21 protein-coding genes and 7 tRNA genes are annotated in these 26,485 nt (G+C 53.0%); 24 read left to right on the plus strand and 4 right to left on the minus strand.

Features of this window, described 5'->3' with window-relative positions; all coding sequences use genetic code 11:
* The first annotated feature begins 35 nt into the window (after window positions 1–35).
* The 17 genes from K0H80_RS07720 to K0H80_RS07800 all read left to right on the plus strand — a co-directional run bounded on the left by K0H80_RS07720 (window position 36) and on the right by K0H80_RS07800 (window position 12,140).
* Window positions 36–896: a flagellar protein MotY gene (locus tag K0H80_RS07720; RefSeq protein ID WP_011865320.1), complete on the plus strand. Its 861-nt coding sequence runs from the start codon at window positions 36–38 to the stop codon at window positions 894–896.
* A gap of 609 nt (window positions 897–1,505) precedes the next feature.
* Window positions 1,506–3,659 (plus strand): prolyl oligopeptidase family serine peptidase, encoded by a 2,154-nt coding sequence (locus tag K0H80_RS07725; protein WP_220073613.1) that lies wholly within the window; start codon window positions 1,506–1,508, stop codon window positions 3,657–3,659.
* Window positions 3,660–3,817: 158 nt separating this feature from the next.
* Window positions 3,818–4,216, plus strand: a complete 399-nt coding sequence (ybgC, locus tag K0H80_RS07730) for a tol-pal system-associated acyl-CoA thioesterase (RefSeq protein ID WP_011865322.1) — start codon at window positions 3,818–3,820, stop codon at window positions 4,214–4,216.
* Window positions 4,206–4,895, plus strand: coding sequence for a protein TolQ (gene tolQ, locus K0H80_RS07735; protein WP_011865323.1), 690 nt, complete (start codon window positions 4,206–4,208; stop codon window positions 4,893–4,895). Before ybgC ends, tolQ begins: the two co-directional genes overlap by 11 nt.
* A complete protein-coding gene (tolR, locus tag K0H80_RS07740; RefSeq protein ID WP_011865324.1) occupies window positions 4,895–5,329 on the plus strand; it encodes a protein TolR in 435 nt (144 codons plus the stop codon). The genes tolQ and tolR overlap by 1 nt, the downstream gene beginning before the upstream one ends.
* A gap of 3 nt (window positions 5,330–5,332) precedes the next feature.
* Window positions 5,333–6,268, plus strand: coding sequence for a cell envelope integrity protein TolA (gene tolA / locus K0H80_RS07745; RefSeq protein WP_144198589.1), 936 nt, complete (start codon window positions 5,333–5,335; stop codon window positions 6,266–6,268).
* Between the two features lie 9 nt (window positions 6,269–6,277).
* Window positions 6,278–7,603, plus strand: coding sequence for a Tol-Pal system beta propeller repeat protein TolB (tolB, locus tag K0H80_RS07750; protein ID WP_220044873.1), 1,326 nt, complete (start codon window positions 6,278–6,280; stop codon window positions 7,601–7,603).
* A 33-nt stretch (window positions 7,604–7,636) separates the two neighbouring features.
* Window positions 7,637–8,179 carry a peptidoglycan-associated lipoprotein Pal gene (gene pal, locus K0H80_RS07755; RefSeq protein ID WP_011865327.1) on the plus strand — a complete coding sequence of 181 codons (543 nt, stop codon included), beginning with the start codon at window positions 7,637–7,639 and terminating at the stop codon, window positions 8,177–8,179.
* Window positions 8,180–8,198: 19 nt separating this feature from the next.
* Window positions 8,199–8,921 carry a tol-pal system protein YbgF gene (ybgF, locus tag K0H80_RS07760; protein ID WP_220073614.1) on the plus strand — a complete coding sequence of 241 codons (723 nt, stop codon included), beginning with the start codon at window positions 8,199–8,201 and terminating at the stop codon, window positions 8,919–8,921.
* 159 nt (window positions 8,922–9,080) lie between these two features.
* Window positions 9,081–9,156 (plus strand) — tRNA-Lys (locus K0H80_RS07765).
* A 38-nt stretch (window positions 9,157–9,194) separates the two neighbouring features.
* A tRNA-Lys gene (locus K0H80_RS07770) sits at window positions 9,195–9,270 on the plus strand.
* Window positions 9,271–9,308: 38 nt separating this feature from the next.
* A tRNA-Lys gene (locus K0H80_RS07775) sits at window positions 9,309–9,384 on the plus strand.
* Window positions 9,385–9,422: 38 nt separating this feature from the next.
* Window positions 9,423–9,498 (plus strand) — tRNA-Lys (locus K0H80_RS07780).
* Between the two features lie 38 nt (window positions 9,499–9,536).
* A tRNA-Lys gene (locus K0H80_RS07785) sits at window positions 9,537–9,612 on the plus strand.
* Window positions 9,613–9,787: 175 nt separating this feature from the next.
* Window positions 9,788–9,863: transfer RNA gene (locus K0H80_RS07790), tRNA-Lys, on the plus strand.
* 170 nt (window positions 9,864–10,033) lie between these two features.
* Window positions 10,034–10,109, plus strand: a tRNA-Lys gene (locus K0H80_RS07795).
* 888 nt (window positions 10,110–10,997) lie between these two features.
* A complete protein-coding gene (locus tag K0H80_RS07800; RefSeq protein ID WP_220073615.1) occupies window positions 10,998–12,140 on the plus strand; it encodes a DcaP family trimeric outer membrane transporter in 1,143 nt (380 codons plus the stop codon).
* 53 nt (window positions 12,141–12,193) lie between these two features.
* Here the strand turns inward: K0H80_RS07800 and K0H80_RS07805 are convergent, their stop codons facing one another.
* The 3 genes from K0H80_RS07805 to acs all read right to left on the minus strand — a co-directional run bounded on the left by K0H80_RS07805 (window position 12,194) and on the right by acs (window position 16,332).
* Window positions 12,194–12,451, minus strand: a complete 258-nt coding sequence (locus K0H80_RS07805) for a GrxA family glutaredoxin (protein ID WP_011865330.1) — start codon at window positions 12,449–12,451, stop codon at window positions 12,194–12,196.
* 65 nt (window positions 12,452–12,516) lie between these two features.
* A complete protein-coding gene (gene radD, locus K0H80_RS07810; RefSeq protein WP_491572525.1) occupies window positions 12,517–14,262 on the minus strand; it encodes a DNA repair helicase RadD in 1,746 nt (581 codons plus the stop codon).
* 117 nt (window positions 14,263–14,379) lie between these two features.
* A complete protein-coding gene (gene acs / locus K0H80_RS07815; RefSeq protein WP_011865332.1) occupies window positions 14,380–16,332 on the minus strand; it encodes an acetate--CoA ligase in 1,953 nt (650 codons plus the stop codon).
* Window positions 16,333–16,510: 178 nt separating this feature from the next.
* On the opposite strand from acs, the gene K0H80_RS07820 reads away from it, so the two are divergent.
* From K0H80_RS07820 to K0H80_RS07840, 5 genes are all read left to right on the plus strand, one after another.
* Window positions 16,511–19,933, plus strand: coding sequence for a hybrid sensor histidine kinase/response regulator (locus tag K0H80_RS07820; RefSeq protein ID WP_220073617.1), 3,423 nt, complete (start codon window positions 16,511–16,513; stop codon window positions 19,931–19,933).
* 28 nt (window positions 19,934–19,961) lie between these two features.
* Complete coding sequence (locus K0H80_RS07825) at window positions 19,962–20,573, plus strand: fumarylacetoacetate hydrolase family protein (protein WP_220073618.1); 612 nt, start codon at window positions 19,962–19,964, stop codon at window positions 20,571–20,573.
* A gap of 88 nt (window positions 20,574–20,661) precedes the next feature.
* Window positions 20,662–21,288, plus strand: coding sequence for a type B chloramphenicol O-acetyltransferase (catB, locus tag K0H80_RS07830; protein WP_220073619.1), 627 nt, complete (start codon window positions 20,662–20,664; stop codon window positions 21,286–21,288).
* A gap of 277 nt (window positions 21,289–21,565) precedes the next feature.
* Window positions 21,566–22,855 (plus strand): NAD(P)/FAD-dependent oxidoreductase, encoded by a 1,290-nt coding sequence (locus tag K0H80_RS07835; RefSeq protein ID WP_220073620.1) that lies wholly within the window; start codon window positions 21,566–21,568, stop codon window positions 22,853–22,855.
* Window positions 22,856–23,031: 176 nt separating this feature from the next.
* Window positions 23,032–23,277 (plus strand): HP1242/YdcH family protein, encoded by a 246-nt coding sequence (locus K0H80_RS07840; RefSeq protein WP_011865337.1) that lies wholly within the window; start codon window positions 23,032–23,034, stop codon window positions 23,275–23,277.
* Between the two features lie 102 nt (window positions 23,278–23,379).
* Here K0H80_RS07840 and K0H80_RS07845 read toward each other — a convergent pair whose 3' ends face one another.
* Window positions 23,380–24,249 (minus strand): LysR substrate-binding domain-containing protein, encoded by an 870-nt coding sequence (locus K0H80_RS07845; RefSeq protein WP_011865338.1) that lies wholly within the window; start codon window positions 24,247–24,249, stop codon window positions 23,380–23,382.
* A 208-nt stretch (window positions 24,250–24,457) separates the two neighbouring features.
* Here K0H80_RS07845 and K0H80_RS07850 point away from each other — a divergent pair, with 208 nt between their 5' ends.
* Both K0H80_RS07850 and fghA read left to right on the plus strand, forming a co-directional pair.
* Window positions 24,458–25,588 carry an S-(hydroxymethyl)glutathione dehydrogenase/class III alcohol dehydrogenase gene (locus K0H80_RS07850; protein WP_286670255.1) on the plus strand — a complete coding sequence of 377 codons (1,131 nt, stop codon included), beginning with the start codon at window positions 24,458–24,460 and terminating at the stop codon, window positions 25,586–25,588.
* Between the two features lie 60 nt (window positions 25,589–25,648).
* The gene (fghA, locus tag K0H80_RS07855) at window positions 25,649–26,485 is read left to right on the plus strand and encodes an S-formylglutathione hydrolase (RefSeq protein WP_220073621.1); all 837 of its coding nucleotides are present in this window, start codon (window positions 25,649–25,651) and stop codon (window positions 26,483–26,485) included.

Consider the following 26,485-nt stretch of genomic DNA (forward strand, 5'->3'; position numbering starts at 1 on the left):
AGTGACTGTCTATGTGGGTTAGGGTGCTATGTGCGATGACATTCGGGATTGGCTTGAGTCTGGCGACGACGGCGCAGGCCGAGTTGCGTCACTATGTGGCCTCTTTGGAACAGTCTTCCTGGCGCCTGAGCGGCAATACCCCCATCATCTGTCGCCTGGAGCATGAGATCCCATCTTACGGCAAGGCGGTGTTTACCAGCCGCGCCGGTAAAGATCATGATTTGAACTTTAGCCTGGATATGTGGGTGAAGCCCGACGAGGTGACCAGCGCCAAGTTGATGAGCATGGCGCCCGCCTGGCGACCAGGTGTGGTATCCCGTCCGATAACCGATCTGACCTATCAGAAATATTTCAGTGGCGAGGTGCCTAAGAAGGCGGCCTGGTCCATGCTCAATGAACTCGAACGAGGTATGCAACCGACCTTCTATTATGCCGATTGGTATAACCGCTCCAGCAAGGTTGCCGTGGGGCTGTCGGCTGCCAATTTTGGTCGTCGTTACGCCGAGTTTAAATCCTGTTTGGCCAATCTCTTGCCCTATAGTTTCGATGATATCGCCTTTACCGTGCTGACCTATGAATTTGGCGGCTCTGAGCTGACTCGATACTCCAAGGCGCAGATCGCCAAGGTGCAGGAGTATCTCTCTTATGATCCTGAGGTCGAGCTGGTGTTGATCGATGCCTATACCGACAGCTTCGGTGGCCGCTCGGTGAACAAGAAAGTATCGGAGAAGCGCGCCAATTCGGTCAAACAGCTCTTCCTGTCGGCGGGTATCCCCAATGAGCGTATTCATACCTATGGTCACGGCGAGCGTCGCCATGTAGCATCTAACGACACCATAGATGAGCGGGCGCGTAACAGACGCGTGGTTATTCGCCTCAGCAAGCCGCTGGATTAAAAAAGCCACGGTGAGTTAATAATATTTATGGAAACCGGCCAACAAGGCCGGTTTTTTGTTGTCAGCTCGGGATAGAAAGAGAGCGCTGGCAAAAGCCAGGTAAAAAACAGGCAAAAAAAAGCCCACTTAATCTTAAGTGGGCAGCAAATAAATCATTGCAATCAACAAATTGAAGGAAGGAAGTCAAGCATAAGAACCAGGGATGAATTCACGTGACTGGCACGGGAACTCGGAGTTCTTGTTTCCCATCTACCAGCGGGGTAGACACTTCCGGAAAACGAGGTGAATTATAGGGTCAGACCATTTGTCCTACAAACTAGAAAAATTCCCGCCTTAGATTAGTATTTCTAATGTCTGGGGAGGGTGTTTGAAGGGCCGAATTCACACATTTGGGGTATTTGCGCTTGATTACGCAAAATTGCTGCATAATTTCACGATTTATATAATTCATCCATGTTGTTTTTTTATTAACAAGTCAATTTCGCAAATGCCGGATTCGTTTATTTGTAGCCATTGCACGGTTTTTTTTTACTTGTATAGTACGAGGTTATTGGGCGCTAGCTCACAGGTTTACCATTAATAATAACGAGATATCCAGGACGGCTACAGATGGCTCTTAAGACGATTTTATCCAAGCAAACCCTTTTGCTTGCCGGATTAGGTTTAACACTCATGGGTTGCCAGTACCATGCCAATGAAACGGCAGCGGCGCAGGCAGCGGTTCAGCCCCAGGGCGTGGTCGAAACAATTCACGGCGTACAGGTTGCCGACCCTTACCGTTATCTTGAGGAAGAGAGTGACGCGACCCATGCTTGGGTGAAGCAGCAGCAACAGGCTGGCCATGATTTTCTGGCGCAGCTGGAAAACAAGCAGGCGATAGTCGATCGCATCACCGAGCTGTGGAACTTCGAGAAAGTCACAGCCCCAACCGAGCGTGGCGACAACACCTTCTATTACCGCAACGACGGTCTGCAGGCGCAATCTGTCCTCTATGTGAAGAATAAGGCCGGTGAAGAGAAGGTTGCCCTTGACCCAAACAGCTTCTCAACCGACGGCACAGTAGCCCTGAGCGGTGTCTCTGTCAGCGGCGACGGTAAGATTATCGCCTATGGCGTCTCTAAGTCGGGCTCAGACTGGCAGCAGTGGCAGTTTGTCGATGTGGCGACCGGGGCCAAGCTAGGCGACGAGCTCAACTGGATTAAGTTCTCCAGCGCCGAGTGGAGCAAAGACAATAAAGGTGTCTACTATTCTCGTTATGACGCGCCCGAAGGCGGTAACCTGCTGGCCGACGTTAACTTTAACCAGAAGGTTTACTATCACCAGCTGGGCACAGATCAGTCTCAAGACAAGCTGATTTACGAGCGTCCACAGAATAAAGATTGGGGCTTCGGCGCCGAGGTGTCGGAAGCTGGGGATTATCTGTTGATCTCCATCTCTCAGGGCACAGATAGCCGTAACCGTTTCTTCTACAAGTCACTGACCGATGCCAACGCACCTGTGGTCGAGCTAATCAGCGAGCTTGAGGCCGAGTACAGCTTCCTGGGTAACGACAAATCTGTCTTCTACTTCAAGACAGATCTCGATGCGCCAAATGGCAAGATAGTGGCGGTGGATGTGAATCGTCCAGCCAAGGCAAACTGGAAGACGGTGGTTCCTGAGTCGAGCGACCCTATCGCCAGCGTGGCCATCATCAACGATCACCTGGTGGTCAGCTACTTGCACGACGTGCTTGGCAAGCTCACTATCTTCAGCATGAATGGCGTGAAGCGCCAGGATGTCGACCTACCGGGTAAGGGTAAGATTGCTGGACCATATGGCAAGCGTAGCAAGGATTACTTCTATTACACCTTCAACAGCTATGTGCAGCCACAGACTACCTATAAGTTTGACTTTAAGACGGGCCAGTCTAGCCTGTACGCTAAGCCTAAGGTTGCCTTTAATCCGGACAACTATGCCTCTGAGCAGGTGTTCTACACCAGTAAGGATGGCACGCGCGTACCAATGATGATCTCCTACAAGAAGGGATTGACCCTTAACGGTGAAAACCCAACCCTCTTGTATGCCTACGGCGGATTCTCTATCTCGCTGACGCCAAGATTCAGCCCGGCTAACATCGCCTGGATGGATATGGGCGGTGTATACGCTGTGCCAAACCTGCGCGGCGGTGCGGAATATGGCGAGAGCTGGCACCAGGCGGGCATGTTCGACAAGAAGCAGAATGTGTTCGATGATTATTTTGCAGCGGCCGAGTATCTGATCGATAACAAGTACACTAATCAGAGCAAGCTAGGTGCCTATGGCCGCAGCAACGGTGGTCTGTTGATGGGCGCGGCCGTGACTCAGCGTCCGGATCTGTTCGCCGCCATTCTGCCTGCGGTAGGCGTGCTGGATATGCTGCGTTTCCATAAGTTCACCATCGGCTGGGCCTGGACCAGCGAATACGGTAGCGCCGACAATGCCGAGCAGTTCCCTGCGCTATTGGCCTATTCGCCTTATCACAACATTAGTGAGCGCGATTATCCGGCGACTATGGTGATGACGGCGGATCATGACGATCGCGTGGTACCGCTACACAGCTTCAAGTTTGGCGCGCTGCTGCAGGACAGACAGACGGGGGATGCGCCTATCATCATGCGTATCGAGTCTAAGGCCGGTCATGGCGCCGGTAAGCCGACGGCGATGAAGATTGATGAATTTGCCGACATTTACAGTTTCTTAATGCATAGCTTCGGCCTTGCGGTGCCGAGCAAGATAGGCGGTTAAGTAAACCAACCTAAAAAGGGAAGTGAATAACTTCCCTTTTTTATTAACAAAATTTTATGCACTTAGTCCCGGCAACTGGGGCGTCAAGCATTCACAATTGCCTGGGCACTCGGTATAGTAGGCCTCTATTTAATCTGAATGTTGAGCCGTTTCTAGCTATGTTTCGTTGGCCTATATCCGTTTACTACGAAGATACCGATGCCGGTGGAGTGGTGTATCACTCTAACTACCTCAATTTCTTTGAGCGCGCCCGCACCGAGTGGTTGAAACAGATAGGGGTGAAACAGACGCAGCTGTTGGCCGACGATATCGCTTTCGTGGTCAAACACGCCGATATCGATTTTAAGGTGGCCGCACGCTTCGAGCAGGACCTTTTGGTCGAGTCTGAGGTCATAGAGATGAAGAAGGCCTCTATGGTGTTTCGTCAACGTCTGCTCGACCAGGATGGAACCCTCTATTGTGAAGCACACATTCAGGTGGCCTGTGTGGCATTATCGCGCATGCGGCCAAAAGCCATTCCCCATCATATTGTTCAGGAGTTAAAGGGTGGAAGCTGATATCTCTTTTATCGGGCTGTTTTTACAGGCCAGTCTATTAGTTAAATTCGTCATGTTGACGCTACTGGCATTGTCCGTGGTGTCCTGGGCGGTGATTATTCAACGTAGACGCCTGCTGACCTCGGCTCGTCAGCGTTCGCTCAAGTTTGAAGACAAATTTTGGTCCGGTGTCGATCTCAATAAGCTCTATAAGGAACTCTCTGCCAGACAGGAGAGCAATACCGGTTTAGAGGCGATGTTTTACGCCGGCTTTAAAGAGTATGCCCGCCTGAGTAACCTTAACGGCAAGGTGCCTGCTGCCGTGATGGACGGCTGTTATCGCGCCATGCGCGTCTCGCTCTCCCGTGAGCTTGAGAAGCTGGAAACTCATTTGCCACTGCTGGCAACGATTGGCTCGACCAGCCCTTATATCGGTCTGTTTGGTACCGTGTGGGGGATCATGAACTCCTTTATCGCCTTGGGCGCCGTTGAAAACGCGACACTTGCCATGGTGGCCCCGGGTATCGCCGAGGCACTTATCGCAACGGCCATGGGCCTGTTTGCGGCGATCCCTGCGGTTATTGCCTACAACCGTTTCTCGACTCAGGTGGAGAAGATAGAGATGTCATACGCCAACTTCATGGAAGAGTTCTCTAGCATCCTGCACCGTCAGGCCTACAGTGAGAAGGAAGTCGGCTGATGCAGCAAGGTTATCAACGCAAGAGGCGTCGTCCGGTTGCCGAGATCAACGTTGTCCCTTATATCGACGTGATGTTGGTACTGCTCATCATCTTCATGGTGACCGCACCTATCGTGACCCAGGGCGTTAAGGTGGATCTGCCCCAAGGGGAGGCCGAGAGCCTGCCCGCCGACAGTAAGCCGCCCGTGGTGGCCTCTATCGATGCCGACGGCGATTATTACCTGGATATTGGCAGCGCCAGCAGCAAAGAGGTGCTGGATCTCGAAGAGATCGCCGTCAGAGTCAGCGCCATAGTGCAGCTGGAGCCTGAGCGGCCTGTGGTGGTTAAGGCCGACAGAAGCATTCCCTATGAGCGGGTGATCCAGTTGATGGTGACGTTACAAAAAGCAGGCGTACCTTCGGTAGGCCTGATGACAGATTCGCCTGAGGAGTAGCAGGTGGCAGGGAAATCAGAATTTACCGTTCCACTCATTATTTCAGCCAGTATTCATGTTGGCGTGATAGTTGTTTTGGCCATGGGCGTCGATTTTAGTGAGAAGCCCAAGGTGGTGCCTCAGGCCAGTGCCCCGGCGGTGCAGGCCGTGGTGGTGGATCAAAAGCGGGTCAACGAACAGGTCGAAAAGCTAAAAGCCGAGAAGCTGGCCGCCGAGCGCAAGGAGAAGGCGCGTCAGGAGGAGCTGGACCGTAAGGCCAAAGAGGCTCGCCAGGCCCGCGAGCGTGAGCAGGAGCGTATCAAGAAGCTTGAGCAGGAGCGCAAGCAGAAAGAGCTAGAGACGCAAAATGCGGCCAAGGCTGCAAAGGCTGCCAAGCTCAAAGAGCAGCAGGAGAAGGAGAAGGCCGCGAAGGCAGAGGCCCAGCGTAAACAGAAAGAGGCCGAGCGCAAGGCCGCCGAAGAAGCCGCAGCCAAAGCCGAAGCCAAGCGTAAGGCTGAAGAGGCTGCTGCCAAGAAGGCCGCCGAAGAGCGTAAGCGTAAGGCAGAAGCCGAGGCGAAACGTAAGGCCGAAGAGGCCGCGCGCCGCGAGCAGGAACGTATGATGCAAGAGGCCTTAGCCGCCGAGCAGGCCGCGCTGTCGCAGACTCGCAACAAGCAGGTGATGAGTGAGGTGCAGCGTTATACCTCGATGATCCGCGCCACGATTCAGCGCCATCTGGTGGTGGATGAGTCGATGCGAGGCAAGAGCTGCCGCGTCTTTATTCGTCTGGCCAAAGATGGCTTTGTGACCGGCAACGAGATAGTGTCTGGTGATCCCGTGGTGTGCCGCGCGACTAAGGCGGCGATCAACAAGGCTGGGCGTTTGCCTGTGTCACCTGAGGCCGATGTTTATAACAAGCTAAAAGAGATTAATCTCACCGTACAACCGGAGTTTAATTAAAGGAGTTCCATGAAAAACTTGGGAAGATGGCTCATCTTGGGGCTGGCATTTTTAACCATTCCGGCCAAGGCGGCATTGGATATAGTGATCACCGAAGGGGTCGATGCGGCGCGTCCTATCGCCGTGGTGCCTTTTGTGTGGCAGGGTAGTACGCCTATGCCGCAACAGATCTCTGATGTGGTGATGTCGGATCTGACCCGCAGCGGCACCTTTAAGCCGATGGACGAGTTGGGTCTGCCGCAGCGCAATTTAGGCTCGCTGGCGCAGATGGATTTGAAGGCCTGGTCGAATGTGGCGGCGGAAGCTGTGGTCATGGGCACGGTTAAGCCCTATGGACCAGATCAGTATTTGGTAAATTTTGAGCTTATCGATCTGGTTAAGGCGCAGATGCAGTCTGGTGGCCCTCAGTCGGCTAGCGAATACCTGCTCGATAGTCGCGAGACAGTGATCAGCAGCGCCCAGTTCAGGCAGTATGGTCACAGAATCAGCGATATCGTCTATGAGAAGCTTACCGGTATTCGTGGTGCCTTCTTGACCCGCATCGCCTACGTGGTGGTGGATCACAAGGCGAAATCACCCTATAAGTTGATGATTGCCGATTACGATGGCTATAACGAGCAGATGTTGCTGCGCTCGCCCGAGCCGCTGATGTCGCCAGCCTGGTCACCGGATGGTCGCCGCTTGGCCTATGTGAGTTTTGAGAATAAACAGGCCGAGGTTTTTGTTCAGGATATCTATACTCAGCAAAGAACCAAGGTGACCAGCTTTCCTGGAATCAATGGTGCGCCTTCTTTCTCGCCCGATGGCAAGAAGTTAGCGCTAACCCTGTCGAAAGATGGGCAGCCTGAGATCTATGTGGCGGATATTGCCACCAAGGCGATAAAACGTGTTACCAACCATTATGCCATCGACACCGAGGCCTCTTGGACACCCGATGGTAAGTCGCTGATCTTCACCTCAGAGCGTGGTGGTCGTCCGCAGATTTATCAGGTGGCATTGGCATCGGGTAAGGTTACACGCTTGACCTTCGAGGGGGAATGGAACCTGGGCGGCTCTATCTCGCCAGATGGTCGCAGCATGGTGTTTGTGAATCGCACCAACGGCAAGTTCAATATTGCCCGTATGGATCTTGAGACGCGTTTTATGCAGGTGCTGACGACCACACGTTTGGATGAGTCGCCAAGTATAGCGCCTAACGGTACTATGGTTATCTATGGCACCACCTATCAGGGCCAACAGGTGTTGGCGGCTGTCTCTATGGATGGACGATTTAAGGCAAGATTGCCAGTGGGTCAAGGGGAAGTGAAGTCTCCTGCTTGGTCACCTTTCTTATAAATTTACTACTGAGAAAAGATTAAGGATTACAAAATGGATCTGAATAAGCTGTTTAAAGCTATGGTTGTTGCTCTGCCGATTATGGCGATCAGCGCGTGTAGCTCAACCTCTGAGTCACAAACCGATGCGACAAGCTCTATGAGCGGCAGCGAAAGCAGCGAAATGAATGCCGGTGGTGGCGTTGAGACGGGCGGTGTAGCTCCTATCCTGACACCAGAAGAGCAGCAACGCATTAAGTACCAGGAACTGCGTAAGGAACATATCATCTACTTCGATTTCGACCGCAGCTCGGTATCCTCTGATTTCTCAGAAGTGCTTAATGCCCACGGTGAATATCTGCTCGAGCATCCAAATGTTCGCGTTATGATCGAAGGCCATGCCGATGAGCGTGGTACGCCAGAGTACAACATCGCGCTGGGTGAGCGCCGTGCTAAGGCCGTTGCCAAGTACCTGCAAAGCATGGGCGTGCTACCGAGCCAGATGAGCATAGTGAGCTATGGTGAAGAGAAGCCACAAGATTTCTCTCGCACCGATGATGGCTTTGCTAAGAACCGTCGTGCGGTATTGGTTTACTAAGCGTTAGATAGGGTTAACTATGAAGACTGCCGTTGTTACCGCGGCAATTCTGATGAGTGTTGGCGTCGCGGTAGCGGCGCCTGCGCCCGTTGAGGATGTTGCCGGTGGTTCCTCCGAAGATAGAGTTGCGCGCCTTGAGCGTATCATAAAGGCCAAACAAGCGGCCGAGTTTGAGATGCAGCAGCGCCTTGACACCCTCCAACAGGAGGTGCTTGACCTGCGAGGCCTGACTGAGCAGCAAAGCTATCAGATCAATCAGATGCTGCAGCGTCAGCGCCAGCTCTATGACGATATCGCTAACCTGAGTAAGGCTAAGTCGACACCTGTGGCCGCAACCCCTGCGTCGACCAGTTCAGAGACCTCCTCTCTGGGAGAAACCGCCAGCTATGAGCGCGCGGTTAATCTGGTGCTGAAAGAGCGTCAGTACGACGAGGCGATCCCGGCGTTTCGTGAGTTTATCGCGCAATACCCCAATTCGACCTATGCGGCGAATGCTAACTATTGGTTAGGTCAGTTACTCTATAACAAGGGTGAGCTTGCCGAGGCGGGCAAGGCCTTTAATACTGTAGTGAACCAGTTTAAAGAGTCGAATAAGCGTGGTGATAGTTTGGTTAAACTTGGCATGATCGCCCAGAAGCGTAACGATAACGCTGCTGCGAAACGTTACTATCAGCAAGTCGTTAGCGAATATGCCAATAGCGCTGCGGCGCGTATCGCCAAACAGCAGATGGTGGGGCTTTAATCTCTATTTAACCAAAAAACATACTCTTAGTCTGTTTTTCATGCAAACAAAAAAAAATGGGGAATTTGCACTTGCATGAGAAGATGAAAAAGGTATTATAGGCGCCCTCGAAGCGACGTAGTCGTTTGGGCGCTAAATCAAAGAGATTTAGTTGAAAATGGGTCGTTAGCTCAGTCGGTAGAGCAGTTGGCTTTTAACCAATTGGTCGAAGGTTCGAATCCTTCACGACCCACCACTTTTCTAACAGTGGTTAAACAGTTAGGCACCTAAGATGGGTCGTTAGCTCAGTCGGTAGAGCAGTTGGCTTTTAACCAATTGGTCGAAGGTTCGAATCCTTCACGACCCACCACTTTTCTGACAGTGGTTAAACAGTTAGGCACCTAAGATGGGTCGTTAGCTCAGTCGGTAGAGCAGTTGGCTTTTAACCAATTGGTCGAAGGTTCGAATCCTTCACGACCCACCACTTCTCTGACAGTGGTTAAACAGTTAGGCACCTAAGATGGGTCGTTAGCTCAGTCGGTAGAGCAGTTGGCTTTTAACCAATTGGTCGAAGGTTCGAATCCTTCACGACCCACCACTTTTCTGACAGTGGTTAAACAGTTAGGCATCCAAGATGGGTCGTTAGCTCAGTCGGTAGAGCAGTTGGCTTTTAACCAATTGGTCGAAGGTTCGAATCCTTCACGACCCACCACTTTATCTAGGTGGTTAAATTAAGAGAGGGATTTGGAAAGTTGTTAGCTCAGTCGATGCTTTTAAAGCAAAGAGGCAGTTGGCTTTACTTTTTAACTCCACATTGGTCGAAGGTTCGAATCCTTCACGACCCACCACTTTTCTGACAGTGGTTAAACAGTTAGGCATCCCAAGATGGGTCGTTAGCTCAGTCGGTAGAGCAGTTGGCTTTTAACCAATTGGTCGAAGGTTCGAATCCTTCACGACCCACCACTTCTCTAGGTGGTTAAATCAAGAGAAGGACGAAAGTTGTTAGCTTAGTCGATGCTTTTAAAGCAAAGAGGCAGTTGGCTATACTTTTTAACTCCACATTGGTCGAAGGTTCGAATCCTTCACGACCCACCACTTTTCTAGCAGTGGTTAAACAGTTAGGTATCCAAGATGGGTCGTTAGCTCAGTCGGTAGAGCAGTTGGCTTTTAACCAATTGGTCGAAGGTTCGAATCCTTCACGACCCACCACTCCTTTTGCTGTTTAATTCCCTCACTGCATTTTCCTATATGAAATAGTTTTAACTGGGCATATTTTAATTCTTCGAGATTAGAATTCAGCCAGCTGACTTTATTTTTTACCTCTATTTGGGTTTAAGGCTTGAATCCTTCGCGAGCCACTACTTTTTCTGGGTGGTTAAATCATGATAGGGATTTAGAAAGTTGTTAGCTCAGTCGATGCGTTTAAAGCAAAGAGGCAGTTGGCTTTACTTTTTAATTCCACATTGGTCGAAGGTTCGAATCCTTCACGACCCACCACTCTCTTGCAATTTAATTCCTTCTCTGTATTTTCCTATTTGAAATAGTTTTAACTGGGCATATCTTAATTCTTCGAGATTAGCATCCAGCCAGCTGACTTTGCTTTTTTACCTCTATTTGGGTTTAAGGCTTGAATCCTTAGCGATCCACCACTTTATCTAGGTGGTTAAATCAAGAGAAGGACTTGGAAAGTTGTTAGCTCAGTCGATGCTTTTTAAGCAAAGAGGCAGTTGGCTTTACTTTTTAACTCCACATTGGTCGAAAGTTCTAATCCTTCACGACCCACATTTCTCTTGCTATTCAAATCCTAAGCTAGTCAATTATTGGCTATTTACATATTGATCTTTCTCTCTCTTCTAATTTTATATTTTTTTGATTTATTGCTAAGTCGCTAAACATAGACCACCTTATTTAGCTTTATAACTGCAAGTTAGGCTTGTTGATTAGATTGCATTTGCCAAACCTAGACTAATTCACTAGCTATTTCTCGCATATTAGCCATGCCTGTTCGACGTTGGTCTTATAGACGTTTTGCTAATGTTACTTGTTTGTTAACTCCGTCATATTCGTTGCGATAATAATGAAAAAGGGAGAGGACAGATGAAAAACGCAAAAGTGTCTTTGCTGGCTGCGGCGACCTTACTGGCGCTAGGTTCCAGTGCCGCTATGGCCGAGACAGAGTTCAAGTTTGGTGGCTATGTGAAGGCCGATGTCATGTTCAGTGATTACAGCAATGGTGCACCTGACTCAGGTAATCTTTCTCGCCAGTTTTATGTTCCAGGTACCATTTATGGTACGCCGGGCAATGGCAAACAAGTCGTAGATTTCCAAGCGAGAGAGTCTCGCTTTAATTTTAAGACGACGACAGATCTCGACGGTCACAAGCTGACTGGTTTCATCGAGCTGGACTTTATGACCCATACAGACGGCAACGAGAGGGTATCGAACAGCTACTCGCCTCGTATTCGTCATGCATTCGTGAGTTACGACAACTGGACCGTGGGTCAGACCTGGAGTACCTTCATGAATCCAGGCTCTTTGCCTGAGAACCTCGATTTTGTGGGGGCGGCCGACGGTACGCCTTTCGTGCGCCAAACGCAGGTCAGATACACCAATGGCGGCTTCCAGTTTGCCTTGGAAAATCCTGAAACTACGGTAACTCCTAATGGCGGTGGTTCGCGTATCACCAGCGGTAGCGGCATAGTGCCAGATTTCGTGGCGCGTTATAACTTCAAGACCCAAGGTGGTGCAAAGTTCACGCTGGCTGGTATTGCGCGTCAACTTAATCTTGAGAAGAACGGTATAGACTCTCAGACCATGGGCTATGGCGTGAACTTTACCGGGGTGATCCCGGTTGGTGATGATGATCTTAAACTATCGGCGACTGCCGGTGATGGCTTAGGGCGTTACATGGCGCTTAACTATGCCAATGCCGGTGTGTTAGATGCCGATGGTGACATCAAGACCATCAGCTCTTACGGCGGCTTTGCCTCTTATCGCCATTGGTGGAACGATAAATGGCGTTCAAGTTTTACCCTGTCAGGCTTCAAGGCGGATAACGATGTGGCCTTGACTGGCGGGGCGGTGAACGAAGAGTCATACTCAGGCTACATTAACCTGCTCTATTCGCCAGTCAAGCCTATGACGGTTGGGGTGGAATATATGTATGCTGAGAACACCAAACAAAATGGCGACAAGGGCGAGTTGAATCGCGTAATGTTCTCGGTGAAATATGTGCTCTAGGGCGTGAACTGAACATAAAAAAGGAGGCTAAGCCTCCTTTTTCTTTGCCTCAATTACAGCAAATTGTTGTCGCGAACATATTGTTCAAATTCGGTGCAGCCACCGATATGCTCTTGATCGATGAAGATCTGTGGCACGGTTTCAACTGGCTTGCCTACCGTCTTTTCCAGATCGGCCTTAGTGATACCCTCTGCATGAATATCGACATACTTAAATTTGAAATCATCACGAGATTCAACCAGTTGCTCTGACAGTTGAACGGCTCTAACGCAGTATGGGCAGCCTGGACGGCCGAAAATTACAACAAACATATTCGCTCCAGAAGTAAATGTTGGTGACTTTATACCATAGGCCGGTTGGGTTTGCATATTACAGATCATACAAACTTATGCTGGCTGTCGAATCGACCCCGATAGTCGAAGAAGCGCTCGACAAGTTCCCAGCCGCGTTTGCCCTTCTTGAGGAGCAGCAGATCCGGCATGCGAAAATGGTCCCGCGCGGCGATCACCTGGTCGACCTTGCTAAAGGTGGGTTGTTTCTGGCCTGGAGTGCGTGTGTGTTGATACACAAATACGCCATAGAAGGCGCGGATCTGCGCCTTGGTGGCAAAATTGAAGTAGCAGCTGAAATCGTTACCCTCGATATCCAGGTAACGTACCCTGAGCCTGTCGTTGTCGGCCTCAAACAGCATCTCCTGGCAACGGAACAGGTGATGATGTTTCTGTTGTAGCACTTCTTTAAGACGTTTGTCGGGGTCTATAAGTGTTGACTGACAATGTTGGCACACCTTGGCGGCAATATCGTTCTCTTCGCCGCAATTTGGGCAGGCCTTGGCGCGAAATCGAAAGTCGCATTGGTGTTTGCCGTCGCCGTCATCGACCACGGCCTGACAGCGTCGTCCGAAATGCTCGATAATATCGCCATCACCGTCTACCAGCCCCCAGAAAATGTTGGCAAAGCCACACTCGGGGCAGGGGACCTGCACCGGCACGCTCTTGCTGTCGGGTTTGGGACGACCAACTTCGGGAAAGAATAGGTCGAAGCCGTTGGCGGCGTAGTCGATCACTAAGCAATCCCGCTTGCCTTCGCAGATCCTCAAGCCCCGGCCGACCATCTGCTGGAACAGGCTCACAGAAGCCGTGGGCCTCAAGATGGCGATAAGATCTACATGGGGGGCGTCGAAGCCCGTGGTGAGAACGGCCACATTGACCAGGTAGCTGAGCTCGCGGCGTTTGAAGGCATCGATAATGGCATCGCGCTCCTGGCTTGGTGTGTCTGCGGTGATTAGCCCCGCCTCGGGGCTATCCAGCAGGGTCATGATCTCTTTGGCATGACGCACGGTCGCGGCGAAGATGATGGTACCGGCGCGGGTGTTGGTGAGCTGTTTTATCTGCTCCACAATCGCCTTGGTGGCTCGGCCCGAATGATGCAGCAGGGAGTCGACTTCGGCCTCATTGTATTCGCCACTTGCATTGGGTGAGAGCTCGCTGAAATCATACTGGGCCGACAGGCCGTCGAGCACCTTGGGCGGCGTCAGAAACCCCTGTTTAATGAGCGGGCGCATCGGCAGCTCGAAGATGCAGTGCTCGAATACCGGCTGCTCGGTATTACCAATCTTGCCATGGTAGTGATAACGGTAGATCCAACCGCTGCCCAAGCGATAGGGGGTGGCCGTCAGGCCCAGGAGCCTGAGTTTTGGATTCTGGGTCCTGAGATGGCTGAGCAGTTGCTGATACTGGCTCTCTTTCTCGTTGGAGACTCGGTGGCACTCATCGATGATCACCAGGGAATAGGGCTCATCAAACTGCTTGGGATTACGCACCGCCGACTGAATGCTGGCCACCACCGTCTTGTTGCGGGTCGATTTCTGTTTCAGCCCTGCGGAAAAGATACTGGCCTCATCGGTCAGTAATCCAACCTTCTCGGCGTTTTGCGCCACCAGCTCCTTGACGTGGGTAAGCACCAAGGTGCGCCCCTTGGCGATGCGGGCAAGCTCTGCGATGACGATACTCTTGCCGGCCCCGGTCGGGAGCACGAGTAGGGCGGAGTCATCGCTGCGCTTAAAGTGGTTGATGGCCGCATCGACGGCTTGGCGTTGATAATCTCTGAGTTGCAAGGCAATTGATGGTCTGTGATTGGGGCAGTCAGGATAGCAGCGCAGCTTGGTAGCGGCTAGGGGAGATATAAAAAAAGCCCCTCGAAGAGGGGCTAGAAGAGAGAATCTAATTCAGCAAAAAGGTTATTCGCTGCGGTTGAGACGCGTCTCAATCAGGGTGTCGATCACCGCTGGATCGGCGAGAGTTGACGCATCACCTAAGTTGGTCACCTCGTTGGCGGCGATCTTACGCAGGAAACGGCGCATGATCTTACCCGAGCGTGTCTTAGGCAGACCGCCGGCCCACTGGATCAGATCCGGCGTCGCCAGGGCGCCAATCTCTTTTCTGACCCATTGACGCAGCTCCTGACGCAGCTCTTCGCTCTCCTGAGTGCCCTTGGTCAGGGTGACATAGGCATAGATGCCTTGGCCCTTGATGTCGTGAGGGTAGCCCACCACGGCGGCCTCGGCGACATGCTCGTGAGCCACCAGGGCGCTCTCGACCTCTGCGGTACCCAGGCGGTGGCCCGATACGTTGATCACGTCATCGACACGGCCAGTGATCCAGTAGTAGCCATCTTCATCGCGGCGAGCACCGTCTCCGGTAAAGTACATGCCACGGAAGGTCTTGAAGTAGGTCAGCGCAAATCTGTCATGGTCGCCATATACGGTGCGCATCTGTCCTGGCCAGGAGTCGAGGATCACCAGGTTACCCTCGGCGGCGCCATCTATGATGTTACCCATGTTGTCCACCAGGGCTGGCTGCACGCCGAAGAAGGGGCGAGTGGCCGAGCCTGGCTTAGTATCTGTGGCGCCCGGCAGTGGCGAGATCAGGATGCCACCGGTTTCGGTTTGCCACCAGGTATCGACGATAGGGCAGTTCTCATGGCCGATCACCTCGTGGTACCAGCGCCAGGCCTCTGGGTTAATAGGTTCACCCACAGAGCCCATGATGCGCAGCGAGCTGCCATCAAAGCCATCGAACTGCTCCTTGCCTTCGGCCATCAGGGCACGGATCAGCGTCGGCGCCGTGTAGAGGATGTTGACCTTATGACGGTCGATCATCTCACCCAGACGGGCTGGCGTTGGGTAGTTAGGGATACCTTCGTGGATCAATATGGTCGCGCCGTTAGCCAGCGGGCCATAGACCATGTAGGAGTGGCCGGTGATCCAACCCACATCGGCGGTACACCAGTAGATCTCACCCTCTTTATAATCAAACACATATTCGTGAGTCATCGAGGCATAGACCAGGTAGCCACCCGTGGTGTGCAGCACACCCTTAGGGTTACCGGTAGAGCCAGAGGTATAGAGCAGGAAGAGGGGATCTTCGGCGCCCATCTCTTCGGCCACGCAATGCTCTGAGGCGGTCTCCATCAGCGACGCCCACTTGATGTCGCGTCCCTCAACCCAATTGACTGGGTTGCCGGTACGCTCAAGCACAATCACCTTCTCGACACAGGTGACGTCTGGGTGAGACAGGGCCTCATCTATGTTGGCTTTCAGCGGGATTGTACGGCCACCGCGCACGCCTTCGTCGGCGGTGATCACGACTTTGGACTTGCCATCGATCACCCGTGAAGCGATAGAGTCAGGCGAGAAGCCCCCGAACACCACAGAGTGGATGGCGCCAATGCGGGCACATGCCAGCATGACCACGGCGGCTTCGGGCACCATTGGCATGTAAACCGTGACCACGTCACCACGACGCACGCCTTGGCTGCGCAGGGCGTTGGCAAACTTACACACCTCTGTATGGAGCTCACCATAGGTGAGGGTGCGTTGATCGGCCGCGTCATCACCTTCCCAGATGATGGCTAGCTTGTCGGCGTTGTCGGCCAAGTGTCTATCGAGACAGTTAACCGAGGCGTTTAGGGTGCCGTCATAGAACCAGTTGATCGACAGGTTGTGATCGTCGAAGGAGGTTTTCTTGACCTTAGTAAAAGGCTTCATCCAATCGATGCGCTGGCCATGCTCTCTCCAGAAACCTTCGGGGTTAACCACAGATTCCTGATACATCTTCTTATATTTCTCGTCATTAATATGGGCATTCGCCGCGATTTCGCTTGGAACTTTGTAGAGAGACTGGGTGCTCATCTGACTTCCTTTTATTTCTAATTGTGCGTAGATAAAGTATGGAATGCTTAGGCTATTTACCTCTATTAGACCTTGGTCTAGTAAAAAAATATCCTTTATTTTTAGTCTGTTGTGATTATATTTGCACGAGATTTAAGCTAGTATTTAGCGCAGAATAATTAAAAGAATTGGAATTACTATGAATCTGACTCTGGTTGTCGGCGTGATCGCCCTGTTATACGTGTCGCTACTCTTCCTGTTGGCCTGGGGAGCGGAGCGCTGGTTTGGGCGGATCACCAAGAAGATACAGACCTGGATTTATGGTTTAAGTTTAGCGGTTTACTGCTCCTCCTGGAGCTTTCTCGGTACAGTTGGTCAGTCGGCGCAGGATCTCTGGTCCTTCCTGCCTATCTTCGTCGGCCCCATACTCATCTTTACCTTCGGCTTCGGTCTGCTGCGCAAGATGGTTATCGTCTCCAAGGCGCAAAACATCACCTCGGTGGCCGACTTTATCGCCGCCCGTTATGGTAAGTCGCAGACCATCGCCGCCATCGTTACCCTGATCGCCCTGTTCGGCATCATGCCCTATATCGCCTTGCAGCTTAAGGCCATGGTATTTAGCCTCAACCTGTTTCAGCCCGAAGACGCCCAATATGATGGCGCCTGGGTCTCGCTAATTGTCACCGGCATACTAGCGATGTTTGCCATCTTATTTGGTACCCGTAAGCTGGATGCGACCGAGCACAACCCTGGCATGATGCTGGCGATCGCCTTCGAGTCCCTAGTGAAACTGGCGGCCTTCCTCTTGGTGGGCGGCGTGATCAGCTTTGGCTTCTTCGATGGCTTCGGCGATATCTGGGCCCAGGCCACCGAGCGTCAGTTGATCAATAATCCCGAGCTGCGGCTGGAAAATCTGATGCCCCAGCTGTTGGTGGGCATGGCGGCGTTTCTCTGCATGCCGCGCCAGTTCCACGTGATGATGGTGGAGTGTAAGGATGAACCCACCTTAGTTAAAGCCAAGTATCTGTTTCCTATCTATCTGATCCTGTTTGGCATGTTTGTGGCGCCGCTCGCCCTGGCGGGTAAGTTGATGCTGGGGGATAGCGTGTCGGCCGATACCTATGTGATCAATCTACCTTTGGCGCTGGATCAGCCCATGCTGGCGGTGATTGCCCTGCTTGGGACGCTGTCGGCGGCCACCGGCATGGTGATCGTTGCCGTGGTGACCATCAGCGTCATGGTGAGCAACGAGTGGCTGGTGCCTCTGATGTTGCACTCGGGCAAGATCCGCCAGAAGAACTTCAGCCAGTTTTCGCAGTTTCTGCTCAATGCCCGTCGCATCGCTATAGTCCTTATCTTGGGGCTAGGTTATTTCAGTTACCTCTCCTTCATGAACAGCGATTCGCTCTCGGCGCTGGGTATGCTCTCCTTCGGCGCCTTCGCCCAGCTGGCGCCCGCACTGATTGGCGGCATGTACTGGAAGCACGGCAATCGCGGCGGGGTGTATCTGGGGCTTATCGTCGGCTTCGGCCTTTGGTGTTACATACTAGTGCAGGGGATGAGCGACAGTCAGGGAGTATTCGGCGGCGAGCTGGCGCTGCTCGACAGTATCAACCCCAACATTCGTGACATTCTCACTGCGCTGCTGGCAAACCTTGCCTGTTATGTGCTGGGCTCTATCTGGTTTCGCGCCGGGGTGGCCGAGCGTATCCAGGCCAGCGCCTTCGTGACCCCAGGCGAGCTGAAAAACACCAGTAACCGTAAGGCATCGCCCATCTCTCAGCAGGATCTCTTAATTCTTGCCAGCCGCTTCGTCAGTCCCACCCGGGCCTACGAGAGTTTCTCCCGCTTCTCAGATGAGGCGGTGCGCAGCGACAGCTGGCATAAGGTGGCCTCGCCGGAACTGATTGCCCATACCGAACATATGTTGGCCGGCGTCCTAGGGGGCTCCAGCGCCTCCTTGGTGATGGACTCTGTGCTGCAAGGGCGCGACTTGGCGCTCGATGAGGTGTTCAGCCTGGTGGATGAGGCCTCATCAAAGATCATCCTCAGCCAGGATATGCTCAGGGGGGCCATAGAGCACGCCTACGAGGGGATGAGCGTGGTGGACAAGGAGCTGAATCTGGTGGCCTGGAACTACAAGTATGTGGAGCTCTACGACTATCCCGAAGATTTTCTGCAGGCGGGCATGCCTATTGCCGATGTGGTACGTTTCAACGCCGAGCGCGGCTACTGTGGCCCCGGGGATGTGGAGGAGCAGGTGGCCAAGCGGGTGCAGCATATGCGTAACGGCACCCCACATGTGTCCGAGCGTGAGCGTCAGGATGGCAAGGTGATCAAGATCCAGGGCAATCCTATGCCCAGCGGCGGTTTCGTGATGACCTTTACCGACATTACCCAGTACCGCGAGCAGGCCAGAGCGCTGCAGGAGGTCAATGAAACCCTGGAGGCCAGGGTGAAGGAGCGTACCTATGAGCTGGCGCTGCTCAACAGTCAGCTACTTGAGGCCAAGGCTCAGGAGGAGATAGCCAACGCTTCCAAGAGTCGTTTCCTGGCCGCAGTCGGCCACGACCTGATGCAGCCACTTAACGCCGCTCGTCTGTTTACGGCCTCCCTGGCGCAATATCCAAATCTGGATCAGGAGGGGCGCACCACGCTCTCTCACGTCAACAGCTCGCTCAAAATCGCTGGCGAGCTGTTAACGGATCTATTGGATATCTCTAAGCTGGATTCCGGCATGGTGGAGGTTAACCGCCGCGATTTCTCGGTGGCCGAGCTGCTGGAGGGCTTGGCGGTGGAGTTTGATGCCATGGCCAAGGATTACGGCATCAAGTTTTCCATGGTGGCCAGCTCGAGTATTATCAGCTCAGATCTCAGCCTGCTCAGGCGGGTACTGCAGAACTTTCTGACTAATGCCTATCGTTATGCCAAGGGCAACCGGGTACTGCTGGGCTGTCGTCACCGCGCCGGGGCGCTGGAGATCCAGGTGATCGACACCGGCTGTGGCATCGACGAGCAGGAACTGGGAGAGATCTTTAAGGAGTTCAAGCGCCTTGAAAACCCTGAGAGTAAGAGCGTCAGCGGTTTAGGTTTAGGGCTAGCCATTGCCGATCGCATCGCCCGTGTGCTGGGCCATGACATTAAGGTGCTCTCCAAGCTAGGGTTAGGCTCCATGTTTTCCATCACAGTGCCGCTAGGCGAGAAGGCCAAGGTGGCCCTGCCTAAGAAGGCCAATCCTGTTATGCAGCCGTTGGCCGGGGTAAAGGTACTCTGTATCGATAACGAAGAGGCGATCCTCGCCGGGCTCGAGAGCCTGCTCAGTCGCTGGCAGTGCGAGGTGATCTGCGCCAGCGATCTGGCCGATGCCCGCATCAAGCTTGGGCTCAAGGGGGTGGCACCGGATATCGTGCTGGCCGACTACCATCTGGATCATGGCCAAAACGGCGTCGATGCCATGGACGGGATCCGTGCCCTCTATGGCGCTCATCTGCCGGGGATCTTGATCACCGCCAATACCCGTAAAGACTTGGTGGAAGATGTGCAGCAGCGCGGCTATCACTACATGGCCAAGATGGTTAAACCCGCGGCGCTGCGAGCGCTGATATCCAGTTTAGTAAAGTAAGAATACATCAACAGCGAAGGAGTGAAGATTGCGCTTGGTTAAATATCTAGAGCAACAGGTGACGCCGAGTAAGATAGTCTGCGTCGGGCGAAACTATGTCGAGCATATCAAGGAGCTTAACAATGAGATGCCCGAAGAGATGGTGCTGTTCGTTAAGCCTAACTCGGCAATATCCGAGACGTTACTCAGCACACACCAAGAGCCGCTACACTATGAGGCCGAGCTCTGTTTCCTTGTGAAGGCGGGCGGCTTTGAGGCTGTGGGCGTCGGTTTAGATCTCACCAAACGCCAGCTACAGAGCCGTCTCAAGGCCAAGGGGTTACCCTGGGAGCGGGCCAAGTCTTTCGATGGCGCCGCGCTGTTTAGCGAGTTTGTGCCATTTGATGGCGATCTGGACTCACTCTCGTTTCGCCTGAGCGTCGACGGTGAGCTGCGCCAGCAGGGGGATGTAGCATTGATGCTTAATCGCCCCGAGGCCATGTTAGCCGAGATAGCCAGTTTCATGACCCTCGAAGATGGCGACATCCTGATGACGGGGACGCCTAAGGGCGTGGGGCAGATAGTAAAGGGTGAGCGCTTCACCCTAGAGCTCTATCAAGGGGAAAAGCAGCTTGCCAGCCAAAGCTGGGTGGCACAGTAAAGTGCAAGTGCCCTAGTGCCAGCTTCTGGAGCACTCGAATGCACGCTAGTTTGGGAAGATTTGAGGACAAGTAACAACAGGTTTTAAGATGAAAAATTATTTTGATAGCCCTTTTGCCGGTCAATCGCTGAAGGAGCAGGTCACTAATCCCAATATTATCGTGGGCGAGCATAGCTATTATTCTGGCTATTATCATCAACACAGCTTCGATGACTGCGCCCGCTACCTGGCGCCCGATAGGGACGATGTCGACCGGCTTATCATAGGCAACTATTGTTCCATTGGCTCTGGCGCTGTGTTTATGATGGCGGGTAATCAGGGCCATAGAAGCGACTGGGTCAGTAGCTTTCCCTTTTTCTATCAACAGGGTGATAGCTTCTCGGGCGCCCAGGATGGTTTTGTCCGCGCCGGTGATACCCTGATAGGCAACGATGTCTGGATAGGCTCCGAAGCGATGATCATGCCCGGAGTCACGGTAGGGGATGGCGCCGTTATTGCGAGTCGCGCCGTGGTGACCAAAGATGTGCCAGCCTACGCCATAGTAGGCGCCAACCCAGCGAAACTGATCCGCTATCGTTTTTCGGATGAAGAGATAGCCATGTTAATGGAGATGCTATGGTGGCAGTGGAGTGATGACAAGGTGAGAGCGGCGATGCATCTGCTCTGTAGCAAGGATATTGCCGGCCTTTACGCCTATTGGCAGCAGATCCGTTAACGTCTGCAGCGCGCCGCAGTCAGCGGCGCGTATCTGATTTTATATTTACCCTTAAATTCATATAAATAATCATTCTTACTCTCTAGCTGTAACGCCCCTTTCTTACTCCCTGTTTTCTTACTCTCTGTTTTCTTAGCTTGGTTTTTTACGTGCGCGCACGTCGTGAACTAGTTGACCTGACATTGCACCTAGGTATACTCGAATATCAAACGTGTTGTAAAAAATATAAAACAAAGCCGCATCATGGCGGCGCAACCTAACGATTAAGGAAAGCCGGATGTCACTCGCTCGCTGTAACTCTTATTACAATGCCACCATCAAGCAGGAGACCCATTATCCAAGCCTAGAGGGGGAGTTGGATGTCGATGTGGTGATCATAGGTGCCGGTTTTACCGGTGTGGCGACCGCACTGGAGCTTGCCGAGCGAGGCGTCAAGGTGGCCGTCGTCGAGGCAAATAAGGTGGGCTGGGGGGCAACCGGTCGTAACGGCGGTCAGGTGACCGGCAGTCTATCTGGCGATAACGCCATGGTGAAACAGCTGCGTAATCGTATCGGCCATGAGGCGGAGGAGTTTGTCTGGAACCTGCGCTGGCGTGGCCATGAGATCATCAAAAAGCGGGTAGAAAAATATCAGATAGATTGTGACCTTAAATTCGGTCATCTGCACACTGCCTATAAGCCGGCCCACATGGCCGAGATGAAGACTACCTATGAAGAGGGGCTGAGGCGGGGCATGGGCGATGAGCTAACCTTGCTGAGTAAGGCCGACATCCCCGATTATCTGGACACGCCGCTGTATCACGGTGGCTTATTGAATCGCCGCAACATGCATCTGCATTCGGTCAATCTCTGTATCGGCGAGGCGCGGGCCGCCGAGGCCAATGGCGCCTTGATCTTCGAGGACTCACAGGTGCTCGACATTTCTGATGATAAGCGGGTTACTGTGACAACCGATAAGGGGCGGATCACCGCCAACTGCGCAGTGCTGGCGGGCAATGCCTACCATAGGTTGGCGCGTCATAAGTTAAGGGGCATGCTGTTTCCCGCATCTTTGGGCAACTGCGCCACGGTGAGACTCGACCCACAACTGGCCAAGCAGCTCAACCCCCATGATTTAGCCGTATATGATAGCCGTTTCGTGCTCGACTATTACCGCATGACCGCCGATAACCGCTTGATGTTTGGCGGTGGCACCAACTATTCGGGGCGTGATTCTAAGGATGTGGCCGCCGAGCTGCGCCCGGCGATAGAGCGCACCTTCCCCCGCCTCAAGGGGGTGGGGATAGAGTTCGATTGGACCGGCATGGCGGGCATAGTGGTTAACCGTATCCCCCAGCTTGGCAAGGTGTCTGAGCATCTGTTTTATTCTCAGGGCTACTCGGGTCATGGGGTGGCCACCTCGCACATCATGGGCGAGATCATGAGTCAGGTGGTGCAGGGCCAACTGGAGGAGTTCGACCTCTTCGCCCAGATGAAACAGATAAGATTGCCGGTGGGTGATTGGCTCGGTAATCAGGGGATGGCGCTGGGCATGCTCTATTACCGCATGATGGAACATTTCAGGTAGCGAATGTCTGGGCAAATCTCAGGTGTAAAGGCTTGTAAACAGCGCACTAAAACTTAAATTATCAACTCTTTGCAGTATTTTGTGAGGTGGATGCTGATCAGGGGCGTGATGGCGTGCTACATTTATGAACAAGGCATAAAATTTATCCATTTATCTGCTTAAGTAAAGGGGGCCTTATGCTAGGTGAAAACCACTCGCTCATTAACGACTTTCCTGATTATCAAGACCTGATCCTCAAACTCACCGAATCCGATGATGGGTTCGCGCAAGACAACAAGAAGTACAGTTCGTTAGACAAAGAGATCCGAACCTTAGAGCTTAACGATGCGCCTATCGACGATAGCGCCATGCATCAGCTTAAGCACGATAGAGCCGAGCTGAAAGACGCCCTCTATCAACGTCTGCTCGACGCCAGTAACTGACAGGCGAGCAGCCGGAGATCTGGCGTTAAGCGTTAAACAAGAGAAACGCGCCTTCATACTAGATGAAGGCGCGTTTTTTATTGTCTTAAAACCGTGCAAGGTTTAGGGCAGGGCGCGGTCGAGAAACTCTACCATCAACTTCACCTTAGGTGAGAGGTGGCGGTTTTGGGGATAGAGGGCCCAGACCCCTTCGTTTGGCTCTTGATAGGCGTTGAGCACTGACACTAAACGGCCCGCCTTGAGGTCCTGGCCTATATAGTAGTTGGGCAGCTGCACAAGTCCCAGCCCCTTAAGCGCCGCGTCTCTCAGGCCGTGGCCGGTATTACACCTCAGATTGCCTTTTATCTTAAGCTGTCGCTCGCGCCCCTGTTCGAGGAAGCGCCAGTAGTCATGGTTGCCGATCAGGCAGTTGTGTCGGCTCAGTTCAGAGAGGCTGTGGGGCTCGCCGAACCGCTTGAGATAGTCCGGTGAGGCGCACACATAGTTGATCCGCTGACTGATCCGCTTGGCGATCAGGCTCGAATCGGCCAACTTGCCGATGCGAATGGCCAGGTCTATGCCCGCATCTACCAGTCTCACCTGACGGTTGGTAAGGGCGATATCCACCTCGACGTTAGGGTAGGCGAGCAGGAAGTCGTTGACGACAGGCAGGATATATTTCTCGCCATAGGCCACCGGCGCCGTCATCCTCAGTAGCCCCTGGGGCAGACCTCTTAAGCTGCTCAGCGCGCGCTCGGCTTCTTCCAGGCCATCGAGCACCTGACGGCAATGCCGGTAGTAGAGGTGCCCCTCTTCCGTCATGGAGACTTTGCGGGTGGTGCGATAGAGCAGCTTGGTATCCAGCCTCTGTTCCAGCGCGCCTACCTGGCGACTCACCTGGGCGGTAGAGATCCCTAAGCGCTTGCCCGCTTTAGTAAAACTCTCTGTCTCCGCCACTGCGACAAACTCGCTGACCCCTTCCCATTCCTGCATGGCATTAAACCTATTATTACTATTTGGTAAAAATGATTTGTATAAAACGGAGATTATCATCTCATGTGAAATAAATAAAATAGGCTCAAGTGATCAAATCCACCGTGATGCAACTGCTGGCGAGACAAGGTAATGGTCAGCGACTACATTGAAGTGGGCAGACAGATACACAGATACACAGATACAGACACTAAATGGAGCAAGCGAGATGACAGACAAGTTTATTAAATCTAAGGCCGCCATCGCCTGGGGACCGGGCCAGCCATTATCGGTAGAAGAGGTGGATGTGATGTATCCCAAGGCCGGTGAGGTGTTGGTGAAGATAGTCGCAACCGGCGTCTGCCATACCGATGCCTTTACCCTCTCGGGTGACGATCCTGAAGGTGTCTTCCCGGCGATCCTGGGCCACGAAGGCGGCGGTATCGTCGAGGCGGTCGGTGAAGGTGTCACCAGTGTGGCGGTGGGGGATCACGTGATCCCGCTTTATACCCCTGAGTGCGGCGAGTGTAAGTTCTGTAAGTCGGGTAAGACTAACCTGTGTCAGAAGATCCGCGAGACTCAAGGCAGAGGCTTGATGCCAGATGGCACTACACGTTTCTTCAAAGATGGCCAGCCTATCTTCCACTACATGGGCTGCTCAACTTTCTCTGAATATACCGTACTACCAGAGATCTCATTGGCCAAGGTAAACCCTGAGGCGCCGCTGGAAGAGGTGTGTCTGCTGGGCTGCGGCGTGACCACAGGCATGGGTGCGGTACTCAACACGGCTAAGGTTGAGCCGGGGGCCAGCGTTGCCATCTTCGGTATCGGCGGCATAGGCCTGTCGGCCATCATAGGCGCGACCATGGCGGGCGCTAGCCGCATCATCGCTATCGATATCAACGAGAGCAAGTTTGAGCTGGCCCGCCAGCTTGGTGCTACCGACTGCATCAACCCTAAGCATTACGACAAGCCCATCCAGGAAGTGATTGTCGAGCTAACCGATGGCGGCGTGGATTATTCCTTCGAGTGTATCGGTAACGTGGATGTGATGCGCTCGGCGCTGGAGTGCTGCCATAAGGGTTGGGGTGAGTCTGTGATCATTGGTGTTGCTGGCGCCGGTCAGGAGATCTCGACCCGTCCATTCCAGCTGGTGACCGGACGCGTCTGGCGCGGCAGTGCCTTCGGCGGCGTGAAGGGGCGCTCAGAGCTGCCTGAGATCGTTGAGAAATACCTGCGCGGCGAATTTAAGCTCAGCGACTTTATCACTCACACCATGGCGCTGGAGGAGATCAACACTGCCTTCGACCTCATGCATGAGGGTAAGAGTATCCGCTCTGTGGTGCACTTTAACCGATAGGCATCATTTGGCTTAGCTTAGGTGCAGACGCCCGCGTCTGCGCCCTTTAGGGATGAGAATATGACCATAGAAAATATCAGCAGCAACAAGTGCTTCGGTGGTTGGCATAAGCAGTATCAGCATCAGTCTCGCGTGCTAAATTGCGCCATGCGCTTCGCCATCTACCTGCCGCCTCAGGCCAGCGAGCAGAAGGTACCAGTACTTTACTGGCTATCGGGGCTGACCTGCACGGATGAGAACTTCATGCAAAAAGCCGGCGCCATGCGTATCGCGGCAGAGCTAGGAGTGGCCATCGTTGCGCCCGATACTAGCCCAAGAGGGATGGAGGTGGCCGATGATGCCGCCTACGATCTGGGCCAAGGCGCGGGGTTTTATCTCAATGCGACTCAGGCGCCCTGGCAGGCGCATTATCAGATGTATGATTATGTGGTTGAGGAGCTCCCCGAGCTTATCGAGGCCCATTTCCCGGTGACTGAGGCGCGATCACTGGCCGGTCACTCCATGGGAGGCCACGGCGCCGTGACCATAGGCCTTAAGCATCCAGATCGTTATCGCTCTGTCTCGGCCTTTAGCCCTATCGTCAATCCTATCAACTGCCCTTGGGGGCAGAAGGCCTTTAGTGAGTATCTGGGTAAGAATCGCGATGCTTGGCTGGCCTATGATGCCTGTGAGCTGATGAAGCAGGCCAGTTGCGATCTGCCGATTTTTATCGATCAGGGCAGTTGTGACAACTTCCTCGAGGAGCAGTTAAGGCCTGAGGCCTTGATTGCGGTGGCCAAGGAGAAGGAGTATCCGCTGATCCTACGCATGCAGGAGGGGTACGATCACAGCTATTACTTCATCGCCACCTTTATCGAAGATCATCTGAGATTCCACGCTAAGTATCTCTATGATTAA

It is taken from the genome of Shewanella aegiceratis, assembly GCF_019457495.1.
GTDB lineage: Bacteria > Pseudomonadota > Gammaproteobacteria > Enterobacterales > Shewanellaceae > Shewanella > Shewanella loihica.

Excerpts from the sequence above, each read along its gene's own strand:
- K0H80_RS07720 (WP_011865320.1), top strand. The coding sequence starts at position 36 with ATGACATTCGGGATTGGCTTGAGTCTGGCGACGACGGCGCAGGCCGAG.
- K0H80_RS07725 (WP_220073613.1), top strand. The coding sequence starts at position 1,506 with ATGGCTCTTAAGACGATTTTATCCAAGCAAACCCTTTTGCTTGCCGGA.
- ybgC (WP_011865322.1), top strand. The coding sequence starts at position 3,818 with ATGTTTCGTTGGCCTATATCCGTTTACTACGAAGATACCGATGCCGGT.
- tolR (WP_011865324.1), top strand. The coding sequence starts at position 4,895 with ATGCAGCAAGGTTATCAACGCAAGAGGCGTCGTCCGGTTGCCGAGATC.
- tolB (WP_220044873.1), top strand. The coding sequence starts at position 6,278 with ATGAAAAACTTGGGAAGATGGCTCATCTTGGGGCTGGCATTTTTAACC.
- pal (WP_011865327.1), top strand. The coding sequence starts at position 7,637 with ATGGATCTGAATAAGCTGTTTAAAGCTATGGTTGTTGCTCTGCCGATT.
- ybgF (WP_220073614.1), top strand. The coding sequence starts at position 8,199 with ATGAAGACTGCCGTTGTTACCGCGGCAATTCTGATGAGTGTTGGCGTC.
- K0H80_RS07800 (WP_220073615.1), top strand. The coding sequence starts at position 10,998 with ATGAAAAACGCAAAAGTGTCTTTGCTGGCTGCGGCGACCTTACTGGCG.
- K0H80_RS07805 (WP_011865330.1), bottom strand. The coding sequence starts at position 12,451 with ATGTTTGTTGTAATTTTCGGCCGTCCAGGCTGCCCATACTGCGTTAGA.
- acs (WP_011865332.1), bottom strand. The coding sequence starts at position 16,332 with ATGAGCACCCAGTCTCTCTACAAAGTTCCAAGCGAAATCGCGGCGAAT.
- K0H80_RS07820 (WP_220073617.1), top strand. The coding sequence starts at position 16,511 with ATGAATCTGACTCTGGTTGTCGGCGTGATCGCCCTGTTATACGTGTCG.
- catB (WP_220073619.1), top strand. The coding sequence starts at position 20,662 with ATGAAAAATTATTTTGATAGCCCTTTTGCCGGTCAATCGCTGAAGGAG.
- K0H80_RS07835 (WP_220073620.1), top strand. The coding sequence starts at position 21,566 with ATGTCACTCGCTCGCTGTAACTCTTATTACAATGCCACCATCAAGCAG.
- K0H80_RS07840 (WP_011865337.1), top strand. The coding sequence starts at position 23,032 with ATGCTAGGTGAAAACCACTCGCTCATTAACGACTTTCCTGATTATCAA.
- K0H80_RS07845 (WP_011865338.1), bottom strand. The coding sequence starts at position 24,249 with ATGCAGGAATGGGAAGGGGTCAGCGAGTTTGTCGCAGTGGCGGAGACA.
- K0H80_RS07850 (WP_286670255.1), top strand. The coding sequence starts at position 24,458 with ATGACAGACAAGTTTATTAAATCTAAGGCCGCCATCGCCTGGGGACCG.
- fghA (WP_220073621.1), top strand. The coding sequence starts at position 25,649 with ATGACCATAGAAAATATCAGCAGCAACAAGTGCTTCGGTGGTTGGCAT.